The organism is Microbacterium jepli, assembly GCF_047237905.1.
Classification (GTDB): Bacteria; Actinomycetota; Actinomycetes; order Actinomycetales; family Microbacteriaceae; genus Microbacterium.
This window is the reverse complement of record NZ_JBDFLW010000005.1, coordinates 1,723,546-1,743,225: the sequence shown is the minus strand read 5'-3', so window position 1 is coordinate 1,743,225 and position 19,680 is coordinate 1,723,546. Positions and strand designations below refer to the sequence as shown.

General features: G+C 72.2%; 20 protein-coding genes. 5 read left to right on the top strand and 15 right to left on the bottom strand.

Translation table 11 applies throughout. The annotated features are described in order from the left end of the window. Nucleotides 1–27: 27 nt before the first annotated feature. The 4 genes from ABC304_RS12490 to smc all read right to left on the bottom strand — a co-directional run bounded on the left by ABC304_RS12490 (nt 28) and on the right by smc (nt 5,441). Entirely contained in the window at nt 28–471 is a 444-nt protein-coding gene (locus ABC304_RS12490) for an MSMEG_6728 family protein (RefSeq protein ID WP_412931083.1), read from the bottom strand. A 13-nt stretch (nt 472–484) separates the two neighbouring features. Next, nucleotides 485–985 carry a DUF2004 domain-containing protein gene (locus tag ABC304_RS12485; RefSeq protein ID WP_412931082.1) on the bottom strand — a complete coding sequence of 167 codons (501 nt, stop codon included), beginning with the start codon at nt 983–985 and terminating at the stop codon, nt 485–487. Between the two features lie 67 nt (nt 986–1,052). After that, complete coding sequence (ftsY, locus tag ABC304_RS12480; RefSeq protein ID WP_412931080.1) at nt 1,053–1,925, bottom strand: signal recognition particle-docking protein FtsY; 873 nt, start codon at nt 1,923–1,925, stop codon at nt 1,053–1,055. Between the two features lie 42 nt (nt 1,926–1,967). Further along, a complete protein-coding gene (gene smc, locus ABC304_RS12475) occupies nt 1,968–5,441 on the bottom strand; it encodes a chromosome segregation protein SMC (protein ID WP_412931078.1) in 3,474 nt (1,157 codons plus the stop codon). Between the two features lie 566 nt (nt 5,442–6,007). Here smc and ABC304_RS12470 point away from each other — a divergent pair. The 3 genes from ABC304_RS12470 (at nt 6,008) to ABC304_RS12460 (ending at nt 8,609) form a co-directional block, all read left to right on the top strand. Further along, complete coding sequence (locus ABC304_RS12470) at nt 6,008–6,283, top strand: hypothetical protein (protein ID WP_412931077.1); 276 nt, start codon at nt 6,008–6,010, stop codon at nt 6,281–6,283. A gap of 140 nt (nt 6,284–6,423) precedes the next feature. Further along, nucleotides 6,424–7,521 (top strand): GNAT family N-acetyltransferase, encoded by a 1,098-nt coding sequence (locus ABC304_RS12465; RefSeq protein WP_412931075.1) that lies wholly within the window; start codon nt 6,424–6,426, stop codon nt 7,519–7,521. Next, a complete protein-coding gene (locus ABC304_RS12460; protein ID WP_412931073.1) occupies nt 7,518–8,609 on the top strand; it encodes a GNAT family N-acetyltransferase in 1,092 nt (363 codons plus the stop codon). Before ABC304_RS12465 ends, ABC304_RS12460 begins: the two co-directional genes overlap by 4 nt. Nucleotides 8,610–8,630: 21 nt before the next feature. On the opposite strand, the gene mutM is transcribed toward ABC304_RS12460, so the two are convergent. From mutM to ABC304_RS12425, 7 genes are all read right to left on the bottom strand, one after another. Next, entirely contained in the window at nt 8,631–9,548 is a 918-nt protein-coding gene (mutM, locus tag ABC304_RS12455; protein ID WP_412931072.1) for a bifunctional DNA-formamidopyrimidine glycosylase/DNA-(apurinic or apyrimidinic site) lyase, read from the bottom strand. 6 nt (nt 9,549–9,554) lie between these two features. Continuing rightward, nucleotides 9,555–10,247 (bottom strand): ribonuclease III, encoded by a 693-nt coding sequence (gene rnc / locus ABC304_RS12450; RefSeq protein ID WP_412931070.1) that lies wholly within the window; start codon nt 10,245–10,247, stop codon nt 9,555–9,557. Nucleotides 10,248–10,266: 19 nt separating this feature from the next. Next, a complete protein-coding gene (rpmF, locus tag ABC304_RS12445; RefSeq protein ID WP_127095660.1) occupies nt 10,267–10,476 on the bottom strand; it encodes a 50S ribosomal protein L32 in 210 nt (69 codons plus the stop codon). A gap of 2 nt (nt 10,477–10,478) precedes the next feature. Next, nucleotides 10,479–10,994, bottom strand: a complete 516-nt coding sequence (locus tag ABC304_RS12440; protein WP_412932935.1) for a YceD family protein — start codon at nt 10,992–10,994, stop codon at nt 10,479–10,481. Between the two features lie 102 nt (nt 10,995–11,096). After that, nucleotides 11,097–11,594, bottom strand: a complete 498-nt coding sequence (gene coaD / locus ABC304_RS12435) for a pantetheine-phosphate adenylyltransferase (protein WP_412931068.1) — start codon at nt 11,592–11,594, stop codon at nt 11,097–11,099. Nucleotides 11,595–11,619: 25 nt separating this feature from the next. Further along, a complete protein-coding gene (locus ABC304_RS12430) occupies nt 11,620–13,794 on the bottom strand; it encodes an ATP-dependent DNA helicase RecG (RefSeq protein ID WP_412931066.1) in 2,175 nt (724 codons plus the stop codon). 75 nt (nt 13,795–13,869) lie between these two features. Further along, entirely contained in the window at nt 13,870–14,475 is a 606-nt protein-coding gene (locus ABC304_RS12425) for a hypothetical protein (protein WP_412931064.1), read from the bottom strand. Nucleotides 14,476–14,574: 99 nt separating this feature from the next. Between ABC304_RS12425 and rsmD the strand changes: the two genes are divergently transcribed. After that, complete coding sequence (gene rsmD / locus ABC304_RS12420; protein WP_412931062.1) at nt 14,575–15,138, top strand: 16S rRNA (guanine(966)-N(2))-methyltransferase RsmD; 564 nt, start codon at nt 14,575–14,577, stop codon at nt 15,136–15,138. Between the two features lie 13 nt (nt 15,139–15,151). Here the strand turns inward: rsmD and thiL are convergent, their stop codons facing one another. Next, the gene (gene thiL, locus ABC304_RS12415; protein ID WP_412931060.1) at nt 15,152–16,150 is read right to left on the bottom strand and encodes a thiamine-phosphate kinase; all 999 of its coding nucleotides are present in this window, start codon (nt 16,148–16,150) and stop codon (nt 15,152–15,154) included. A gap of 72 nt (nt 16,151–16,222) precedes the next feature. On the opposite strand from thiL, the gene ABC304_RS12410 reads away from it, so the two are divergent. Next, a complete protein-coding gene (locus tag ABC304_RS12410; RefSeq protein ID WP_412931059.1) occupies nt 16,223–16,780 on the top strand; it encodes a DUF3515 family protein in 558 nt (185 codons plus the stop codon). Between the two features lie 4 nt (nt 16,781–16,784). Here the strand turns inward: ABC304_RS12410 and ABC304_RS12405 are convergent, their stop codons facing one another. Genes ABC304_RS12405 through ABC304_RS12395 form a run of 3 tightly spaced genes read right to left on the bottom strand, consistent with a single transcriptional unit; the run spans nt 16,785 to nt 19,678 of the window. Then, nucleotides 16,785–17,885 carry a D-alanine--D-alanine ligase family protein gene (locus ABC304_RS12405; protein ID WP_412931057.1) on the bottom strand — a complete coding sequence of 367 codons (1,101 nt, stop codon included), beginning with the start codon at nt 17,883–17,885 and terminating at the stop codon, nt 16,785–16,787. After that, nucleotides 17,785–18,924 carry an NAD(P)H-dependent glycerol-3-phosphate dehydrogenase gene (locus tag ABC304_RS12400; RefSeq protein ID WP_412931055.1) on the bottom strand — a complete coding sequence of 380 codons (1,140 nt, stop codon included), beginning with the start codon at nt 18,922–18,924 and terminating at the stop codon, nt 17,785–17,787. The genes ABC304_RS12405 and ABC304_RS12400 overlap by 101 nt, the downstream gene beginning before the upstream one ends. Further along, a complete protein-coding gene (locus ABC304_RS12395) occupies nt 18,914–19,678 on the bottom strand; it encodes a lysophospholipid acyltransferase family protein (protein ID WP_412931053.1) in 765 nt (254 codons plus the stop codon). Before ABC304_RS12395 ends, ABC304_RS12400 begins: the two co-directional genes overlap by 11 nt. Between the last annotated feature and the right edge of the window lie 2 nt (nt 19,679–19,680).

The window sequence follows — 19,680 nt, the reverse complement described above, 5'->3', positions numbered from 1 at the left end:
CAGGTCAGCCTCGCGGCTCGTGACAGGTCAGCCTCGCGGCTCGACCGTGGGCCAGACGTAGGGCAGGTCGTCGGGCACGTCGCCGAAGAGCGGGCCGTAGAACGCGGGATCCTTGCGCAGCAGGTTCGACCGGTGCGACAGGTGGAACGCCGGGTCGCCGAGCCAGTCGGGCATCTCGATCTCGTCCTGGGGCACCCCGTCGACCTCCGGCGCGAACGCCAGCAGCTTCGGACGCACCGTGTCGGCGTGCCCGGCGGCGATCCACGCGTCGGTCACGGCGAGGCCGTAGGCCACGAGCGCCGGCAGGCGCCCGGCCCACATCGTCGCGGCAGGATGGTGGCGCCAGCCGTAGTCGGGGATGGTCTGGGCGCGCAGCAGCTGGAAGGTCTCGACGCGCTGCTTGCCCAGACGGGGCGCGTCCAGCACGGCCGCCGACCGGGCGAAGGACGGATACGGCAGGAAGGTCTGCATCGCGTCCGGCGCGTCAGTCCGCGCTGGTGACGGAGAGCACTTCGGCGTCGCTGGAGAGGTTCACCAGCAGCACGTCGTCGGTCGCGTCCGGGTCGAGCGCGTACTCGAGGACGGCGAACGGATCGGCCCCCCCGTGCTCGTCGGCCAGGATCGTCATGCTCATCAGCTGCAGCGACCGGATGATGTCCATGTGCACGTCGCCCGACACGTCGGACAGGAGGCCTTCGAGCTCGGCTCCGAGCGACTCCTGCTGCTGCAGCAGGTACTCGGTGACCTCGCTGGTGCGGTCGTCGAGCTCGGCCACCATGGCATTGCGCGCGGCGAGGTCGATCGCCTCGAGCGACGACACCATGGCCGCGGCGACGTCGAGCGCGGCCTGCGAGACGTCGTCCTGATCGGGCGCGGTGAGGTCGACCGTGACGGACTGGTCGCCGAACTCCACGTTCTCGGACCAGAAGATCGATCCGTCGGGTCCGGACTCGAGGAGTCCGAAGAAGTCGTGCTCGATGGCCATACCTCCATGAAACCAGCGTGGCGGCGCGGGCGGTAGAGCCGCGCCTGCGTGTCGGGACGGGTCGGGGTCAATCCACCAGCGAGGCGGCGAAGACGTGCGGGGTGAAGCCCGTGAGATCGCCGATCCCCTCGCCCTGTCCGAGCAGCTTCACAGGGATCCCGGTGCGCTCCTGCACGGCCAGCACGAAGCCGCCCTTGGCCGACCCGTCGAGCTTGGTGAGCACGAGGCCGGTGACGCCCGCGTGCTCCAGGAACGCCTGCGCCTGCATCACGCCGTTCTGCCCGGTGGTGGCATCCAGCACCAGGAGCACCTCGCTGATCGGCGACTGCTTCTCGACCACCCGCCGGATCTTGCCGAGCTCGTCCATCAGGCCGCCCTTGGTGTGCAGACGGCCGGCCGTGTCGATGAGCACGATCTCGGTGCCGGTGCGCTTGGCGTGGTCGATGGTCTGGAAGGCGACGGATGCCGGATCCTGGCCCTCCTGCTGGGGCCGGACGATGTCGGCCCCCCCGCGTTCGGCCCACGTGGCGAGCTGGTCGACGGCGGCGGCGCGGAAGGTGTCGGCGGCGCCCACCACGACCGACCGGCCGTAGCGCTGCAGGAACTTGGCGAACTTGCCGATGGTCGTGGTCTTGCCGACGCCGTTCACGCCCACCACGAGCACGACCGCCGGTCGCTCGGTCAGGCGGAGCGTGGTGTCGAACTTCGCGAAGTGCTCTTCGAGCGTCTCCTTGAGCATGCGCTGCAGGTCGCGCGGATCGGTCGTGCGGAACCGGTCGACCTTCTCATGCAGCTCCTCGACGAGGCGCTCGGTGATGTCGGGACCGAAGTCGGCCGTGAGCAGCGCGGTCTCCAGATCGTCCCAGGTCGTCTCATCGATCGTGGGCTTGACGAAGACCGACCGCAAAGCGCGACCGAGCGACCAGGAGCTCTCTGCCATGCCCCCAGCCTACGGCGCGCGACGTGGCCGAGCCGGGCACGCTCAGCCGACGCGGGCGGCCGTGCGCTGGCCGACGACGGCCGAGACGCCGTCCTGGCGCATGGAGACGCCGTAGAGCGCGTCGGCGATCTCCATCGTGCGCTTCTGGTGCGTGATGACGATGAGCTGGCTGGACTCCCGCAGCTGCTCGAAGACGCCCAGGAGACGGCCGAGGTTCGCGTCGTCGAGGGCGGCCTCGACCTCGTCGAGGATGTAGAACGGGCTGGGCCGCGCCTTGAAGATCGCCGTCAGGAACGCCACCGCGGCGAGCGACCGCTCGCCGCCCGACAGGAGCGACAGCCGCTCGATCTTCTTGCCCACGGGGCGCGCCATCACCTCGATGCCGGTGACGAGGGGCTCGTCGGGCTTGGTCAGCGAAATGCTGCCCGTGCCGCCGGGGAAGAGGATCGGGAACACCTCGCCGAACGCCGTCCGGGTGTCCTCGAACGCGGCCAGGAAGATCGTCTGCATCCTCTCGTCGAGGTCCTCGATGATCGTGAGCAGATCGCGACGGGTCTGGGTGAGGTCGGCGAGCTGCTCGGTGAGGAAGCGGTGGCGCTGCTCGAGGGCGGCGAACTCCTCCAGCGCGAGCGGATTCACGCGGCCGAGCTGACCGAGCTTGCGCTCCGCCTCCTGCAGACGGCGGCGCTCCGCCGCCCGATCGAAGTCGTCGGCCGGGCCGTATTCCGAGAGGAGAATATCCTCGGCGAGCGACAGCTCCGAAGCCACGCGCTCGCGCAGGCTCGTGACGTGGAGCCGCTTCTCGTGCATCTGCAGCTCGAGCCCGTGCACCGACTCCGTGAGACGGGCGAGGCGATCGCGCACGGCCGACTCCTGGCCGCGGAGCTCGCTGAGCTCTGCGGTCAGGGCCGTGCGCGCGGTCTCGGCGGCGGCGAGCTCGACCCGCGCCTGCGACACCGAGCGGTCGACGGAGTCGAGGAGGGGCGGAAGCTGGGCCGCGACGTCGGCCGCCACCTCGCGCTGCATGCGCCGGATCACCGCCCGGCGGGCGGCCTCCTCGGCCGCGGCACGCTCGCGCTCCCGCTGGTGCTGCAGACCCACCACCCGCGCCTCCGTCGCCCGCACCCGCTCGCGCAGGGTCTCGACGTCCAGGCGCGCGCGCATCTCGCGGTCGCGCGTCAGCTCGAGCGCCTCGAGCAGCCCGTCGCGGGCCGATGCGTCGAGGATCGGCCGCGGCGCCTCCTCCGCGTCCCGCAGCCGGTTGCTCGCGACGTCCGCCGCCGACTCGGCATCGGCGACGGCGGCCTCGGCCTGGGCCAGTCCGGCGGCGAGCCGGTCGCACTCCGCGACGGCGGCCTCGTGCCGGACGGAGGCGCGGTTGACCCGCTCGGCGTGGGCGGCCAGGGCGGCGTCGTGGGCGCGCAGCGCCTCCAGCGACGAGGTCGTCCGGTGCCGCGCAGTCGTCTGCGCCGCCACGGCATCCTGCAACGCCTCGCGGAGCGAGTCCGCGATGACCGTGATCTCGCCGAGGCGGTCGGCCGCGGCATCCCGTTCGGCGACGAGCTCGAGGCGCGAGCGGGCCGAACCCGACCCCGCACGCACCGTGCTGGGCGTGACCACTTCGCCCCCGCGTGTCACCACCGTGACGGGCAGCGGATCCTCCGCCTCGGCGAAGGCCCGGAGGGCCGCCGCCGCACCGTCCAGGTCATCGGCGATGACGACGCGCGCGAGCACCGTCATCACGCCGTCGGGCGCGGTGACGACGTCGGTCGCGTGTACGACGCCGTCGACCGGCGGCAGGAGGGGGCCGGAGCGCGCGGCGTCCGCGATGACGAGATCGACCACGCCCAGGTCTCCGCCGCGGATCCCGATCGCCGCGTGCAGGGCCGACTCGGCATCGTCGGCGAGCACGCCGTCCGCGAGCGGACCGAGCGCCGCGGCGATGGCCGCCTCGTAGCCGGAGCGCACCTGCACGTCGTCGCCGACGATGCCCCGCAGGCCCGCGACGCCGCGGGTGAGGAGCTCGGTCGCCCCGTTCTTGACGTCGAGAGCGCGGCCGAGCGCCTTCGTCTGCGCGGTGAGGGCCTCCGCCTCGCGCTCCGCGGCGTGCAGGCGCTCGCGCAGCGTCGAGACCTGCGACTCCGACTCCGCGGCATCCCGCTGCGCCCGCTCGTAGGCCGCGGCGTGCTCGGCAGCCGACTCCTCCGGCACGAGCTCGGGATCCGAGGCGGCCAGCTCCTCCTCCGCCTGGCTGCGCCGCAGCGTCGCCGCGTCGAGGGCGCGCTGCTGTCGTTCGACCGCGGCGCGCACGGCGCCGAGGGCGGATGCGGCGGCCTCCGCGGTGCCCCGGAGCGCCGTGAGTGTCATGTCGTGCTCCGAGACGAGCGCGCTCTGCGCCGCGATGTCGGTGTCGAGCGCGTCGAGCTCGGCCCGCGCACGCAGCACGTCCCGCGCGGCCGCCGCCGCGGCATCCTGCGCGCCCTCGCGGGCGAGGCCGATCTCATCGATCTCCGCCCGGGCCTCGTCGATCATGGCCTGGGAGACAGTGGGATGCTGCACCGTGGCGTCGTCGTCCTCGCCCAGCAGTGAGAGGCGCTGTCCGGCGAGGCTGTAGAGGCCCCGCAGTCGCTCCTGCACCCGCTCGAGCGCGAAGGTGGTGCCGCGGGCGGCGTCGACGTCCTCCGACCGCTGGTCCGCCTCGAGGGCGGCGATGCGGGCCGCGAGGTTGGCGCCGCGGTCCTGCAGCACGATGCGCTCGGCGTGCCGCTCCTGCTCGCTGCGGGTGTGGTCCTCGAGTTCCGCCTTGAGGCGCGTCAGCTCGTCCGCGTACAGGCGCGCCTTCGCATCGCGCACCTCGGCGGCGATCCCGGCGGCCTCGCGGGCGATGTCGGCCTGCCGGCCGAGCGGCTTGAGCTGCCGGCGGAGCTCGCCCGCGAGGTCGCTGAGGCGGGTGAGGTTCGCCTCCATCGCGTCGAGCTTCCGCAGGGTCTTCTCCTTGCGGCGGCGGTGCTTGAGGATCCCGGCCGCCTCCTCGATGAAGCCGCGCCGGTCTTCCGGGGACGCCTGCAGCACGCTGTCCAGGCGTCCCTGACCGACGATGACGTGCATCTCGCGGCCGAGGCCCGAGTCGCTCAGCAGCTCCTGCACGTCGAGCAGACGGCAGGTGTCGCCGTTGATCGCGTACTCGCTCGCGCCGTTCCGGAACAGCGTGCGGCTGATCGTCACCTCGGCGTACTCGATCGGGAGTGCGCCGTCGGCGTTGTCGATCGTCAGCTGCACCTCGGCACGACCGAGCGGGCCGCGCGTCGCCGTTCCGGCGAAGATGACGTCCTCCATCTTGCCGCCGCGGAGGGTCTTCGCGCCCTGCTCGCCCATGACCCACGCCAGCGCGTCGACGACGTTCGACTTGCCCGACCCGTTGGGACCGACGATCGCGGTCACACCGGGCTCGAAGGCGAATGTGGTCGGGTGGGCGAACGACTTGAACCCTTTGAGCGTCACGCTCTTCAGGTGCATGCGGCACGCCTTCCGCCGAGTCGGATCATCGCCCTCACGCTACCGGAGAGGCGCTCGAGGACCGGGAAGCCGAGCCGTGACGCGTTCGCCGGCAGCGGGAGGAACACGCCCGGGCGACGACCGATTCTGTGAGTTGGCTTGACGCGCCGTCGTCGTTCGCGCTAGCGTCGCTTCTCGCATCGGAAGTCGAAAGGAGGTCACCATCATGATGATGAACATCAGCACGCCAGCCCGCGAAGAATTCGCGCCGCACGCTGCGCACGTCAGCCGCGCTCCCTTCGGAGTTCCCGCCGGCTCGGTGACCGCCTCCTTCCGCGTGTTCACGCCCACCGCCTCCTAGGCCTTCCGCAGGAGGACTCCGTCCTCCGCAGACGACGCGCCGGCCGTGCCCGGTCGTGTCGGTCCGGCCTGCTCCGCGCTGCGGCCCGTCCTGGAGCGCCTTCTGCGGCGTGTCCTGCCGGCCCTCCCCGCCGCCGGGTTCCCGGTCGTCTCGACGCCCGGGACGCGGCATCCTCCGCCTGTCTCCGCCCACTCCGGGCACACCCATCCCGCGAAAGAGCATCACCATGCAGAACACCCTTCATCACCACCCGCCGCAACAGGCGCTGTCCGACGTGCAGGACGTGCGTCCGGCCATCGCCGCGGCCGAGCGCGGGTCGGTCCTCGACCGTCTCTCGCTGCGGCTCGGCCTCTGGCTGCTCCTGCGCTCGTCGCGCCGGGCAGACCAGCGGGCCGAGGCGCGGGAGCGCGCCGCGGCACGCGCGCACCGGCAGATCCGCGAGCAGTACGAACGGGAGGCCGCTCACGCGCGACTTCTGCTCGAGACCCGCTCGTGGCGCTGATCGCGCACGACAACCCGGTGTGCGGGTCCGGTCATGCCCGGACCCGCACACCGCACCTCCCCTGGCGCCGCCGCTGAACAGCACGGCACAGCACCGCATCTCACCTCACCTCGCCACACCCCCGAACGAAGGACACCGTCATGTCGAACACCGCGCCGACCGCACCGCGCGGAGTGGAGTTCCGGCTCCTCACCATCCCCGAGACGATGGACGGCAGCGCCGCCGCCCGCGACTTCGCCGATCACGTGGCCGTGCGCAACGCCGTCTACCGGGAGATCTCCGGCCACGACGACAACGCGCTGCCGCCCGACGAGCTGCTGCCGATGTACCAGCCCGACGAGTATCAGCGGCGCCACCTGTGGCTGGTGCTCGACGAGGGCCGGCCCATCGGGCGTGTCGGCTGCGACATCCCGCTCGAGGAGGGCTCGAAGGTGGCCTTCTGGCTGATCGAGCTGCTGCGCGCGTCATGGGGTCGTGGCATCGGCAGCGCCGGCCATGAGCTCGTGGAGCAGACGGCCCGCGCCTTCGGACGCACCGTGCTGCAGGCATGGGCGGAGCATCCGGATGCACCCGGCCGGAGGCTGGAGCCGCCCACGGGGTTCGGCAGCATCCCCGAGGACCACGGAGCCCGCTTCTTCCTGCGTCACGGACACACCCTCGAGCAGATCGAGCGCTGCAGCGTCTTCGACCTCACCGGCTCGTTCGAGCGCGTGGACGCCCTGGCCGCCGACGCGCGCGCCGCGGCCGACGGCTATCGCATCGTGCGCTGGACCGCCCCGACGCCGGACGAGTTCGTCGCGGGCTACGGCTGGATGAAGTCGCGCATGGTCACCGATGCGCCGTCGGCGGGCATCGAGTTCGACGACGAGGTCTGGGACGCGGCTCGCGTCGCAGCCCATGACGCCAAGTACACCCAGGCCGGGCGCACGCTGCAGGTCACCGCTGCCCAGCACATCGCCACCGGCGAGCTGTGCGCGTTCAACGAGCTGGTCATCGGCAAGGACCGCACCGCCGCCACGCAGCAGGAGGACACCCTCGTGCTGTCCGAGCACCGCGGACACCGGCTCGGCATGCTCGTGAAGACCGAGAACCTCCGAGCCTGGCGCGACGTGGCTCCGGCCTCGCCGCGCGTCATCACCTACAACGCAGAGGAGAACCGTCCCATGCTCGACATCAACGAGGCCATCGGCTTCGTGCCCCTCACCTATGAGGGCGCCTGGAAGAAGGTGCTCGCATGACCGGCCCGGTCGCCGCACCCGCGCTCACGAGGATCCCCGTTCCGCGGACGCTGGACGGCGACGAGGCCCGCCTGTTCCGCGCGATCGCCGAGATCGGCACGGCCGTGTGCCGGAAAGACGCCGGACACGATCACCTCGACCACACCGCGCAGGAGCTCCTCCCCTCGTGGCAGGAGCAGATCGACCGCACGCAGGTCGGCTACGCCGTCGAGGCCGGAGACGAGGTGCTCGGCGTCGTGACCACGGTGCACCAGAACGGCGACGCTCCCCGCAGCCTCGAGTTCGACCTCCTGGTCGCGCCCGACCGCTGGGGCGAGGGCGTCGAGGAGATGCTGCTGGCGGCCGCGGAGGACGAGGCGCGCCGTCACGGGATCCCCGTCGTGCAGACCTACACGCTCCACCGGGCGGACACGCCCGGTGAGAAGCTGGTGCCGGCGACGGGGTGGGGATCGGTGCCCGCCGACGACCGGCAGACCCGGCTGATGGTCGCGCACGGCTACGCCCTCGAACAGGTGGAGCGCAACAGCGTCCTCGACCTGCGGGAGCCGCTCCCCCTCGTCGAGGCGATGCTCGCCGAGGCCCTCGTCGCAGCAGGACCGGACTATCGTCCGCTCGCGTGGACGTTGCCGACGCCTGACGAGTGGGTCGAGAAGATCGCCTACCCGATCTCGCGGATGTCGACCGACGTGCCGGCGGGCGACCTCGTCTGGGATGAGGAGGTCTGGGATGCCGCGCGCGTGCGTCGCCGTGACGCCCGGCTCCAGGCGGCCGGCACCACCGTGTCGGTGTCCGCCGTGCTGCACGAGCCGTCCGGGACGATCGTCGCCTACAACGAGCTGGCCCTCGCCGGACCGGCCGACTCGGCGACGAGCCAGTGGGGAACGCTCGTGCTGCGGGAGCACCGCGGTCACCGCCTCGGCACGGTCGTCAAGTGCGCGAACCTCCTGCGCTGGCGGGAGGTCGCGCCCCGATCGCCCTTCGTGTCGACGTTCAACGCGGAGGAGAACCGGCCGATGCTCGACATCAACGAGGCCATCGGCTTCGTCGGCGTCTCGGTCGCCGGAGCGTGGCAGAAGACGCTGGACTGACAGGATGCCGCGGGCCGGCCGTCACGCGGCGGCCGGCACCCGCGGCATCCGCTGGCATCTCGGGCAGTAGTGGCTCGAGCGGTTCATGAAGGACACACGGGTGATCGGCCGGCCGCAGCGCGGGCACGGCTGTCCGGTGCGTCCGTAGGCGTTCAGCGAGTGGGCGAAGTAGCCCGCCTGACCGTTCACGTTGACGTACTGCGCGTCGAAGCTGGTACCCCCCTCGGCCAGCGCGCGCTCGAGAACGGCGCGGACCTCCGCCAGGAGCCTCGTGACCGCGCGCGGCGCGAGGTCGCGCGCAGGCGTCTCGGGATGGATCCGGGACGCCCACAGCGCCTCGTCGGCGTAGATGTTGCCGATGCCGCTCACGGTCGTCTGATCCAGGAGCACGCGTTTGATCGCCGAGCCCTTCCCGCGGAGCGCCGAGCGGAACACCGTGTCGCGGAACGCGGGGTCGAGCGGGTCGCGGGCGATGTGGGCGACCTGTCTCGGCACCGCGGCGACATCGGTGCCGCGGCCGCCCGGGGCGCCGTCCGGTGTGACGGTCAGCTCGTCGAGGGCGAGAGAGCCGAAGGTGCGCTGGTCGGCGAAGACGACCGCGAGATCGCCGTGCACGGGATGCTCGATGTCGAGACGGATCCGTTCGTGGCGCTCGGGAGCAGCACCGGACGGCCGCAGCAGCAGCTGTCCGCTCATCCCGAGGTGCGCCACCAGAGCCGTCTGCGCGTCGGCCTCGGCCAGCGGCATCCACAGGAACTTCCCCCGTCGTGCGGCGCCCGCCAGGCGCCTGCCGGTGAGGGCGCTCTCGAAGTCGAGCGCCCCAGCGGCGTGTCTCGTCAGCGCGCGCTCATCGGCGACGCTCACGGCCAGGATGGTCGCACCCGTGACGGCGGGCTCCAGCCCGGCGCGGACGACCTCGACCTCGGGGAGTTCGGGCACCGACGCTCAGACCGCGTCGCTCATGGTGCGCCAGGCGAGCAGCGCGGCGGCCATCTCGGCCTGCTTCTTGCTGGACCCCACGCCCATGGCCGAGACCTCGCCGACCTTCACGGTCGCCGCGAAACGACGATCGTGATCGGGCCCGGACGACTCGATGGCGTAGGTTGGCGGCGCCACGCCGGCGCGAGCCGCGAGCTCCTGCAGGCTGGTCTTCGGGTCCATCGCGGCGCCGTGCCGCTCGGGGTCGGCCAGCAGCGGCTCGACGAGGCGCAGCACGAGGGCGGTGGCCGCGTCGGGTCCTGCCGACAGATACGTGGCGCCGATGACGGCCTCCATGGTGTCGGCCAGGATCGAGTCCTTGGCGCGACCGCCGGTCTGGTCCTCACCCCTGCCGAGCAGCACGTGCTGGCCGAGGCCGATCCCGCGGGCGACTTCGGCCAGCGCCACCGTCGAGACGACACTGGCGCGGCGCTTGGCCAGCGAGCCCTCGTCGAGCTCGGGGTGCGCGGTGAAGAGGCGCACCGTCACGGCCTGCCCGAGGATGGAGTCGCCGAGGAACTCGAGCCGCTCGTTGTGCGGCACCTGGCCGTGCTCGTAGGCCCATGACCGGTGCGTGAGGGCGAGCGACAGAAGCTCGGGGTCGATGACGACCCCGAGCTTGTCGGTGAGCGCCGAGCGCTCGGTGGTGACGTCGGTCACAGTCTGCCGCGCAAGCGGATCAGACGTCGGCGACCTTGCGGCCCTTGTACTCAAGGAAGAGTTCGGTGCCCTGCGAGTCGGTGACGACCTTGGCCTGGTGGGGACGGCTGTAGACGACCTTGCCGTTCTCGACGGTCTTCACCAGGGGGGTGGGCTCCGCCTTCCACTGCGCGCGGCGCGAACGGGTGTTCGAGCGCGAGACTTTCCGCTTCGGGGGGTTACCTGCCATGATCAGCTCTCTTCTGTGTTCCGGACGGCGGTGTCCCCGGGCGCGGAGCGCGGGGAGTCGTCGTCGTGGTCTCGGGTGTAGTCCTGGAGCGCGGCCCACCGGGGATCCGGGGTGCCGCTCTGCTCTGAGACGGGGCTGGTGGCCAGACGCTCGCCCGTGGCCGGATCGAGGCCGGGGCAATCCGGCTGACACACCGGCTGAAACGGAAGCGACAGGACTATCGCATCTCTGACCAGATTTTCAAGATCCACGTGGTCGTCTTGAACTTCGAAATCAGCTGTCTCGTCTCCAGGATACGTGAAAAGCTCCTGGAACTCGACTTCGACAGGCTGGACGATGTCGGTGAGGCATCGTCCGCAGATGCCTGCGTACTCGCTGTCGATGGTGCCCGAGACCAGCATGCCCTCGTGCACGGACTCGACGCGGACGTCGATGTCGACGGGCTCGCCCTGGTTCACGGACACGAGTCCCTCGCCCCATTTCTCGGGCGCGGGCACCGAGAACGCGAACTCGCGCATCTCCCCCGGGGCGCGCACGATGTCGCGCACGTGCAACGCGAATGGTCCTGGTCGATACCTGCTCACGACAGACAATCGTACCGTCCGCCCGGAGAACCGGGATCAGCGGGCGGCGCGCTCGGGGTCGAGGAAGCGGGCCACCGCGGGCGGGACGAACGGCGAGACGTCGCCGCCCAGACCCGCCACCTGGCGCACGAGCGAGCTCGACACCATGGCGTGCGCCGGATCGGGCAGGAGGAACACCGTCTCGACGTGGGCGAGGTGACGGTTGACGATCGCCATGGGCGTCTCGTACGCGACGTCGACCTGCGACCGGATGCCCTTCACCAGCACGCCGGCGTCGACGTCGGTCGCGTAGTCGACCAGAAGACCCATCGACCAGGAGGCGACGACCACGTCGCCCTCGACGTCGCCCTCGGCGATCGACTGCTCCAGCAGCGCCAGACGCTGGGCGATGGGGAGCATCGCCTCCTTGCCCGGGTTGTGCACCACGAGCACGTGCAAACGGTCGTACAGCGCCGCCGCCCGGCGGATCACGTCGAGGTGTCCGAGCGTCGGCGGGTCGAAGGACCCCGGGACGACGGCGATCCGGCTGTTCATGCGCTCAGCCTACCCAGGCCGTCCGTCAGTTCTTCGCGAGGGCGGCGCGTTCCTGCGACCCCACGCGCCGCTCGATCGCCGCCGCCAGCTCGCGGTGCCGCACCAGGGCGGGATCTTCGTCGAGCACCTGCTCCGCCTCCGCGCGGGCCTCGGCGATGATGTCGGCGTCGGCCACCACGCGCAGCAGCCGCAGCGACGACCGGACGCCGGACTGGCGGTCGCCGAGCACGTCGCCCTCGCCCCGGAGGGTGAGGTCCACCTCGGCGAGCTCGAAACCGTCGGTCGTCGCGGCGACGGCCTCCACGCGCTCGCGTGCCGGAGTGCCGAGCGGCGCTTCGGTCACGAGCAGGCACAGGCCGGGAACGCCGCCTCGCCCGACGCGCCCGCGGAGCTGGTGGAGCTGCGAGACGCCGAAGCGGTCGGCCTCGAGGATGGCCATGGTCGAGGCGTTCGGCACGTCGACGCCGACCTCGACCACGGTCGTGGCCACGAGCACGTCGATGTCGCCGCGGGCGAAGGCCTGCATGACGGCGTCCTTCTGATCCGAGGGCATCTTGCCGTGCAGGACCTCCACGCGGATCGACGAGAACGCGGGATGCCGCGACAGCACGTCCGCCGCCTGCACGACGCCCCAGCGCATGCGGGTCGGCTCGCCGTCCTCCTCGTCCTCCGGCGCCGCGGGCTCGTCGGCGCCGTCCTTCGCGGCCGAGTCGGAATCGATGGCCGGGCACACGACGAACGCCTGGTGGCCCTTGCCCACCTCCTCCGCGATGCGGTCCCAGACGCGCGCGAACCACGCCGGCTTCTCGGCGAGGGGCGCGACGAAGCTCTGGATGCCGGCGCGTCCGGCCGGCAGCGTGCGGATGGTCGAGACGTCCAGGTCTCCGAAGACGGTCATGGCGACGGTGCGCGGGATCGGCGTGGCCGTCAGCACGAGCGCGTGCGGAGCCATGCCCTTCGCGCGGAGCACCTCGCGCTGCTCGACGCCGAAGCGGTGCTGCTCGTCCACGACGACGAGTCCGAGGTCGGCGAACGTCGTCGACTCGCTGAGGAGGGCGTGGGTGCCCACGACGATCAGCGCCTGCCCCGACGCGGCGCGCAGGGCCGCCTTCCGGCGCTCCGCGGCCGGCTGCTGGCCGGTGAGCAGCGTGGGCATGAGCAGCGGCGCCAGCTGGGGCCCCAGCATCCGCGCGATGGAGCGGACATGTTGCGCCGCGAGCACCTCGGTGGGGGCGATCAGCGCCGACTGACCGCCGCTCTCGGCCACCTGCAGCATCGCGCGGAGGGCGACGAGTGTCTTGCCGGAGCCGACCTCGCCCTGCACGAGTCGGTTCATCGGCCAGTCGCCGACGAGGTCGCGGGCTATGCGGTCGCCGACCGACACCTGGTCGGGCGTGCGGGAGAACGGCAGCGACGCGTCGAAGCGCGCCAAGAGACCGCCGTCGGCCGCCGCGCGCCGGGTCGCGGACATCGCCCGCACGAACTGCCGCTGCTGCAGCAGCGCGGCCTGCAGCACGAACGCCTCGTGCATGCGCAGCGTCGCCCGGGCGGGCTCGATCTCGTCCTCGAAGGCGGGGCGGTGGATCTTCTCGATGGCCGTGCGCGCCGGCAGCAGGCCGCGATGCCGGCGGAACTCGTCGGGCAGCGGGTCGGGAACGGGTCCGAGGCCGTCGAGCACCAGCTGCACGATCTTGGCGATCTGCCAGCTGGCCACGGTGCCGGTCGCGGGGTAGATCGGGATGGGAAGGTTCGCGTTGGCCTCGGCCGTCACCTGCGCGGTGGCCTCGTCGTCGAACAGCTCGTAGTCGGGATTGGTCAGCTGCAGGGAGCTGCGGTACTCCCCCACCTTCCCCGAGAAGATGCCGCGGCGGCCGGGGCGGAGATCCTTGATGCGCCAGGCCTGGTTGAAGAACGTCAGCGACAGCTCGCCCTGCCCGTCGCTGATGACGACCTCCAGCAGCGAGCCCTTGCGATTCTGCATGCGCCGCTCGGAGGAGCGCCGCACCTCGGCGACGATCGTCACCGGCTCGCCGACCGGGAGCGACGTGATCGCGGTCAGCTCGCCGCGGCGGGCGTAGCGCCGCGGGTAGTGCGCGAGGAGGTCGCCGACGGTGTGCATGCCGAAGGCCCGCTCGAGCGCTGCGGCCGTCTTGCCGCCGACCGCGCCGTCGAGGCGCGATTCGAGGGCGAAGTCCGGCATGCACACGAGCATAGATCGGGCGTCCGACCCGCCCGACCGCCCGCCGCCGGACGCAGGCCGACCCTCAGCGCGGACTCATCCCCAGAGCTGGGTGGAGATGTTCGAGAGGTAGCCGCGACCGTTGCGGTTGGAGGTCGACATGTAGAGCCAGACGTCGTCGCGGGCGACGATCATCTCCTCGGTGTCGGGTGCCGTGCCGGGCTTGCTGCAGAACTGCGCGCCGAAGTCGTCGGAGAACTGGCACTGGTAGCCGAGCCCCGAGAGCGTGCCCACCGCGGTCGTCACGGCGTCCGCGGGCGCCGTGCTGAGCAGCACGAGGATGCCCGTCGCATCGCCGACGATCCAGTCGCATCCGAGGGCGAGGGTCGCCCCCTCCGGCGCCGGGCGCACGAAGCCGACGCCGTCGCCCTGGAGGCGGAGGTCGCCGACCGCCTCCTGGCGCTCCGGTCCGGTGCCCAGCGCGTCGCAGCTGGTCGGGATGTTCGCCGGCGCGACGGTGGGCGTCGGCGTGGGCGACGCCGTCGGGGTGGCCGACGGTGTGGGCGAGGCGGTCTTCGTCGGCGCGATCGTCGAAGCCGCCGTCGTCGGGGCGGCCGCGGGGTCGCCCGCGCATCCGGCGAGGCCCAGGGTGAGCGCGACGGCGGCGACGGCCACGGCGGCGAGATTCATGGTGCGGTGCACGTCGGTCTCCCTCGAACGGCGGCTCTGACGCGCGCGAGCGGATGCCGCGGCCACGAGCCCTGAGGCTGAGCATAGGGATCGCGCCGATATCGTGGGGGTGTGACGCGCATCATCTCGGGCCGCGCCGGCGGGATCGCGCTGGAGGTCCCCGGCAGCGGCACCCGCCCGACGAGCGATCGGGTGCGCGAGTCGCTCTTCGGGGCGCTCGAGTCGGCCGAGGCCATCGACGGCGCGCGGGTGCTCGATCTCTACGCCGGTTCCGGCGCCCTGGGCCTCGAGGCCGTCAGCCGCGGCGCGGCGTCGGCCGACCTGGTCGAGCGCGACGCCGCCGCGGCGGCCGTCGCCCGCCGCAATGCGCGCAAGGTCACGGCGGCGGGAGCCGCGGCATCCGCGTCGGTCTCCGTCCACCGCGCGGCGGTGTCGGCCTTCCTGCGCACCGCGCGCGGACCGTACGATCTGGTGTTCCTCGACCCGCCCTACGACGTGACCGATGCCGCCCTCGACGAGGTCCTCGCGACTCTCGCCCCCCTGCTCTCCCCCGACGCCGTGGTGGTGGTCGAGCGCGGACGCCGCTCCGCGCGGCCCGACTGGGAGTCGGCGGGTCTGCGCGCGGACCGCGACCGCTCGTACGGCGACACCACGATGTGGTGGGGCGGCCCCTGACGCGGGATGCTGCTCAGCCCCGCGCGGCGTCCCAATCGCGGTAGGGATCCCAGCCGCCGCGGCCGAACGGTGCGGCGCCGTCGACGAGCACCGGATCGGCGGCCTCGGCGACGACGTCGCCGAGGACGCGGAAACCCGCGGGCAGCGCCGCCGCCGCCGGGAACACGGCGAGCAGCGCGTGATCCTCTCCACCTCGCAGCGCGAGGTCGGGATCGTCGCCCAAAGCGCCGGCGCGGAGGGCGAGCGTGACACCGGATGCTGCAGCCAGCCGCCGTGCGTCGAGCAGGAGTCCGTCCGACACGTCCATCATGGCCGTCGCTCCGGCGGTCGAGGCGGCGACGCCGAGCCCGATGGGCGGCGCGGGCCGGAGCTGCGCGCGGACCGCCGCGCGCTCGTCATCGTCGAGCAGCGAGGGGTCGACGGCGACGGGGGTGCCCGCGGCATCCCGGAACCGCTCGAAGAGCACGTCGAGGCCCCGCGCCGCGCGGCCCAGGTCGCCGGCGATCGCGACCACGTCGCCCGGCCGCGCGCCCGCGCGCGTCACCGGGGCGCGTCCGTCGAGGGACCCGAGCGCGGTCACCGCGATCGTCAGCGTGTCGGAGGCGGTGAGGTCTCCTCCCTCCACCCGGCACCCGGGTGCGAGCGTCTCGCACGCGTCGCGGAGTCCGCGGGCGAGGTCGGCGGCGAAGGAGAGACGCGTCGAGTCGGGCATCGCCAGGGCGACGAGGAGCGCCACCGGCCGGGCGCCCATCGCCGCGATGTCGGCGAGGTTCACGGCCGCGGACTTCCACCCCAGGTCGAGAGCGCTCGACCACGCCAGCCGGAAGTCGGGACCGTGCACGAGCGTGTCGACGGTGGCGACGACCCGTCCGTCGGGCATCGCGATCACCGCGGCGTCGTCACCGGGACCGAGCTCGGCCTCGGACGGTCCAAGCTGCGCCAGCACCGCGGCCAGCACCTCCGCCTCGCTGAGCGCGCCGACGGTCGGATCGGCGTCGGCGGCGGAGGTCATCCGACGACCCTAACGCGCGCGGCACCGGGTCGTTCTCAGAAGGGCGCGCGGCCCGCCGGGTAGCCTGGAGGGATGCTCCGACTCGCCCGTCCGCTGGCCGCCCTGCTGCTCGTGGTGGCCGCGGCATCCGTGTCCGGGTGCGCGTCGACGGTCTCGATGGCGGCGGCGCCGAGCGCCAACGACACGGGCTGCGCAGAGGTGATGGTGCGCCTCCCCGACACGCTCTCCGGGCAGGAGCGCCGCTGGACGGATGCGCAGAGCACCGCCGCATGGGGCGACCCCGCAACCGTGCTGTTCACCTGCGGCGTGACGCCCCCGGGACCGACCACGCTGCGATGCGACACCGTCAGCGGCGTGGACTGGATCGTCGACGAGTCGCAGGCGCCCACCTACCGGGTGACCACCTTCGGTCGCACGCCCGCGATCGAGCTCTTCCTCGACACGCAGAACAACGACCGCCTGCAGGGCGTCTCGAGCCGCGAGGTGCTCGACGCGCTGTCGCCGATCATCTCCCAGCTCCCGGTCGACGGGCAGTGCGTCGACCGGGAGGACGCGACACTTGTGCCCGACCCGGAGACGACGCCTGCGCCGACGGACGCGCCGACTCCCGCGCCGACTCCCGCGTCGTGACCGCTCAGCCGCGCTCGAGCGCGGTGTCGATGAGTTCGGAGATCAGCTCGGCGTAGGTCATGCCGGTGGCGATCCAGCACTTGGGGAACATCGAGACGGGTGTGAAGCCGGGCATCGTGTTGAGCTCGTTGACGACGGGGCCGGCGTCGGTGAGGAAGAAGTCGACACGGGCGAGCCCCTGCCCGTCCACCGCGTCGAAGGCGCGGAGCGCCATCTCCCGGCAGGCGGCCGCGTCGTCGTCCGACATCGCGGCCGGGCAGACGACCTCCACGCCGTCGCCGCCGAGGTACTTGCCCTCGAAGTCGTAGAAGGAGCGCCCGGTGAGCACGATCTCGCCGGGGAGCGACGATCGTGCCGGCTCGCCGCCGCGCCCTTCGAGCACCCCGACCTCGATCTCGCGGCCGTGCAGCCCCTGCTCGACGAGCACCTTGTCGTCCTCGGCGAAGGCGATGTCGAGCGCCTCCGCGAGCTCGTCGACGGTGTCGACCTTCGAGACGCCGACGCTGGAGCCCGCGCGGGCGGGCTTGACGAACCACGGCAGCTCCAGGCCCGCGGCGCGCTCGGCGATGCGCGCAGCGGCGGCGGACCGGTCGCCCGACCAGTCGGCGGCGCGCAGCGTGATCCAGGGCGCCACGGGCACGCCCGCGGCCTGCAGCGCGATCTTCATGAAGTGCTTGTCCATGCAGAGCGCGGAATCCAGCACCCCGCCGCCGGCGTACGGCAGCTCCACGGTGTCGAGGAACCCCTGGATCGTGCCGTCCTCGCCGTGCGGTCCGTGCAGGATCGGCAGCACGACGTCGACGTGTCCGAGATCCTCCTCCCGGCCGTCCGCGCGGCGGACCCGCAGCGTGGACGAGCCTGCGGCCTCGGGCCAGATGATGCGGGTGCCGTTGTCCTCGACCCGCGGCATCCGTTCCGGATCCAGCGCGAACTTCTCGGGCGCGTCGTCCTCGAGGACGAACGCACCTGACGGGGTGATGCCGACCGGGATCACCCGGAAGCGGTCACGGTTGATCGCGCGAAGGACGCCCCCCGCCGTGGCGGAACTGATCGAGTGTTCGCTGGAGCGACCTCCAAAGAGCACCACCACCACCGGCTTGTCCATTCTGCGTCCTCTCCCCCTTCGGGGTGTCGTCGTCCGTCGTGAGGTGCGGCGCGATGTCGCGCGGCTTCATGGTCCCGTCCAGGACCCTCTTCACCTGCTCGACGATGGGCATCTCGACGCCGGCCTCGCGGGCGAGCTGGAGCACCGGCGCCACCGACGCCAGGCCCTCGGCTGTCTGGTTCATCTGCTTGACCACGTCCTGGAAGGAGTACCCCTGGCCCAGCAGCCGCCCCGCGGTGTTGTTGCGGCTGAGGGGCGACTGGCACGTGGCGATGAGGTCGCCGAGCCCGGCCAGACCCTGAAGCGTCTCGGGGTGCGCGCCCTGCGCGACGGCGAAGTCGGTCATCTCCACGAGTCCGCGGGTGATGATCGAGGCCTTCGTGTTCTCGCCGTAGCCGACGCCGTCGACGATGCCGATCGCCACGGCGATGAGATTCTTGAGCACGCCGCCGAACTCGGTGCCGATGACGTCCGTGTTGACGAACGTGCGGAAGTAGTCGTTGCGTGCACGGCGCGCGACCGCGTCGGCCGTGTCCTGACTGATCGACGAGATGACCGCGGCGGTGGGCTGCTCGCGGGCGATCTCGAGCGCGAGGTTCGGTCCGGAGGCCACGGCGATGCGTGCCGGATCGCACGCCAGCTCCTGCTCGATGACCTGGCTCATGCGCAGTCCGGTGCGCTTCTCCACGCCCTTCATGAGGGAGACCAGCGGGGCGTCCGTGCCCTCGACGAGCGCGCGCACCGCCTTGAGGTTCTCGCGCAGCGCCTGGCTGGGGATGGACAGGTACACCTGCTCGGCACCGTCGAGGGCCTCCGAGAGGTGCGCGGTGGCCGTCATCGTGCGCGGCAGGTTGATGCCGGGCAGGTAGCCGCTGTTTCGCTTGGCCTCGTTGATCTCGGTCGCCAGCTCCGGGCGGCGCGCCCACATCGTGACGTGGGCGCCGCCGTCGGCCAGGATCTTGCCGAAGGTCGTACCCCAGCTGCCTGCACCGATGACGGCGACGCGGGGGCGCGCGGCGGGTTCGGCTCTACGGCTCAAGGCGTCCCGTCTCCCTCTGTCCGTGCGCGGACGGGTTCCAGCGCTCCGCCGGGGCCTTCTCGTCGCGCAGCTCCTCCAGGAGACCGGTGATGGCGTTCATCAGGCGCGTCGTCGCCTCGTTGAGCACGGCAGGAGACATGTGCCGTCCCTGCAGGTCGGACAGGTCGACGGGCGCGCCGACGGCGACGGTCACGGGCTTGCGAGGCGGCCAGAGGCTCACCTTCTTGCCGTACCGGGCCATGACGGCCTGGGCTCCCCAGTGGGCCATCGGGATGAGCGGGATGCCGGCCTCGAGCGCGAGGCGGACCGCACCGGTCTTCCCGCGCATGGGCCACATGTCGGGGTCGCGGGTGAGCGTGCCCTCGGGGTAGACGATCACGCCGCGGCCGTGGCGCACGAGCGACTCGGAGGCCTCGAGGGTCTGCTTGGCCGATGCGCTCGAGCTGGACCGTGCGACGGGCACCATGCCGGTGGCCTTCAGCGCCCAGCCGAGCACGGGAGCGCGGAAGAGGCTCTCCTTGGCGAGGAAGCGGGGCGGACGGCCCAGGCGCCACACCGCGACGGCCACGATCAGCGGATCGATCTCGGTGTAGTGGTTCGGGGCCAGCACGTAGGCGCCGGTGCGCGGCATCTCGTCGCCGGGACGGACGCGGATCTTCGCCAGCACCGACACCAGCGGCACCACGATGGCGGCCAGGAATCGGAAGACGAAGGGACGGGGCTCGCGGGCGTCGCGCTGTTCGGTCCGGGCCATGG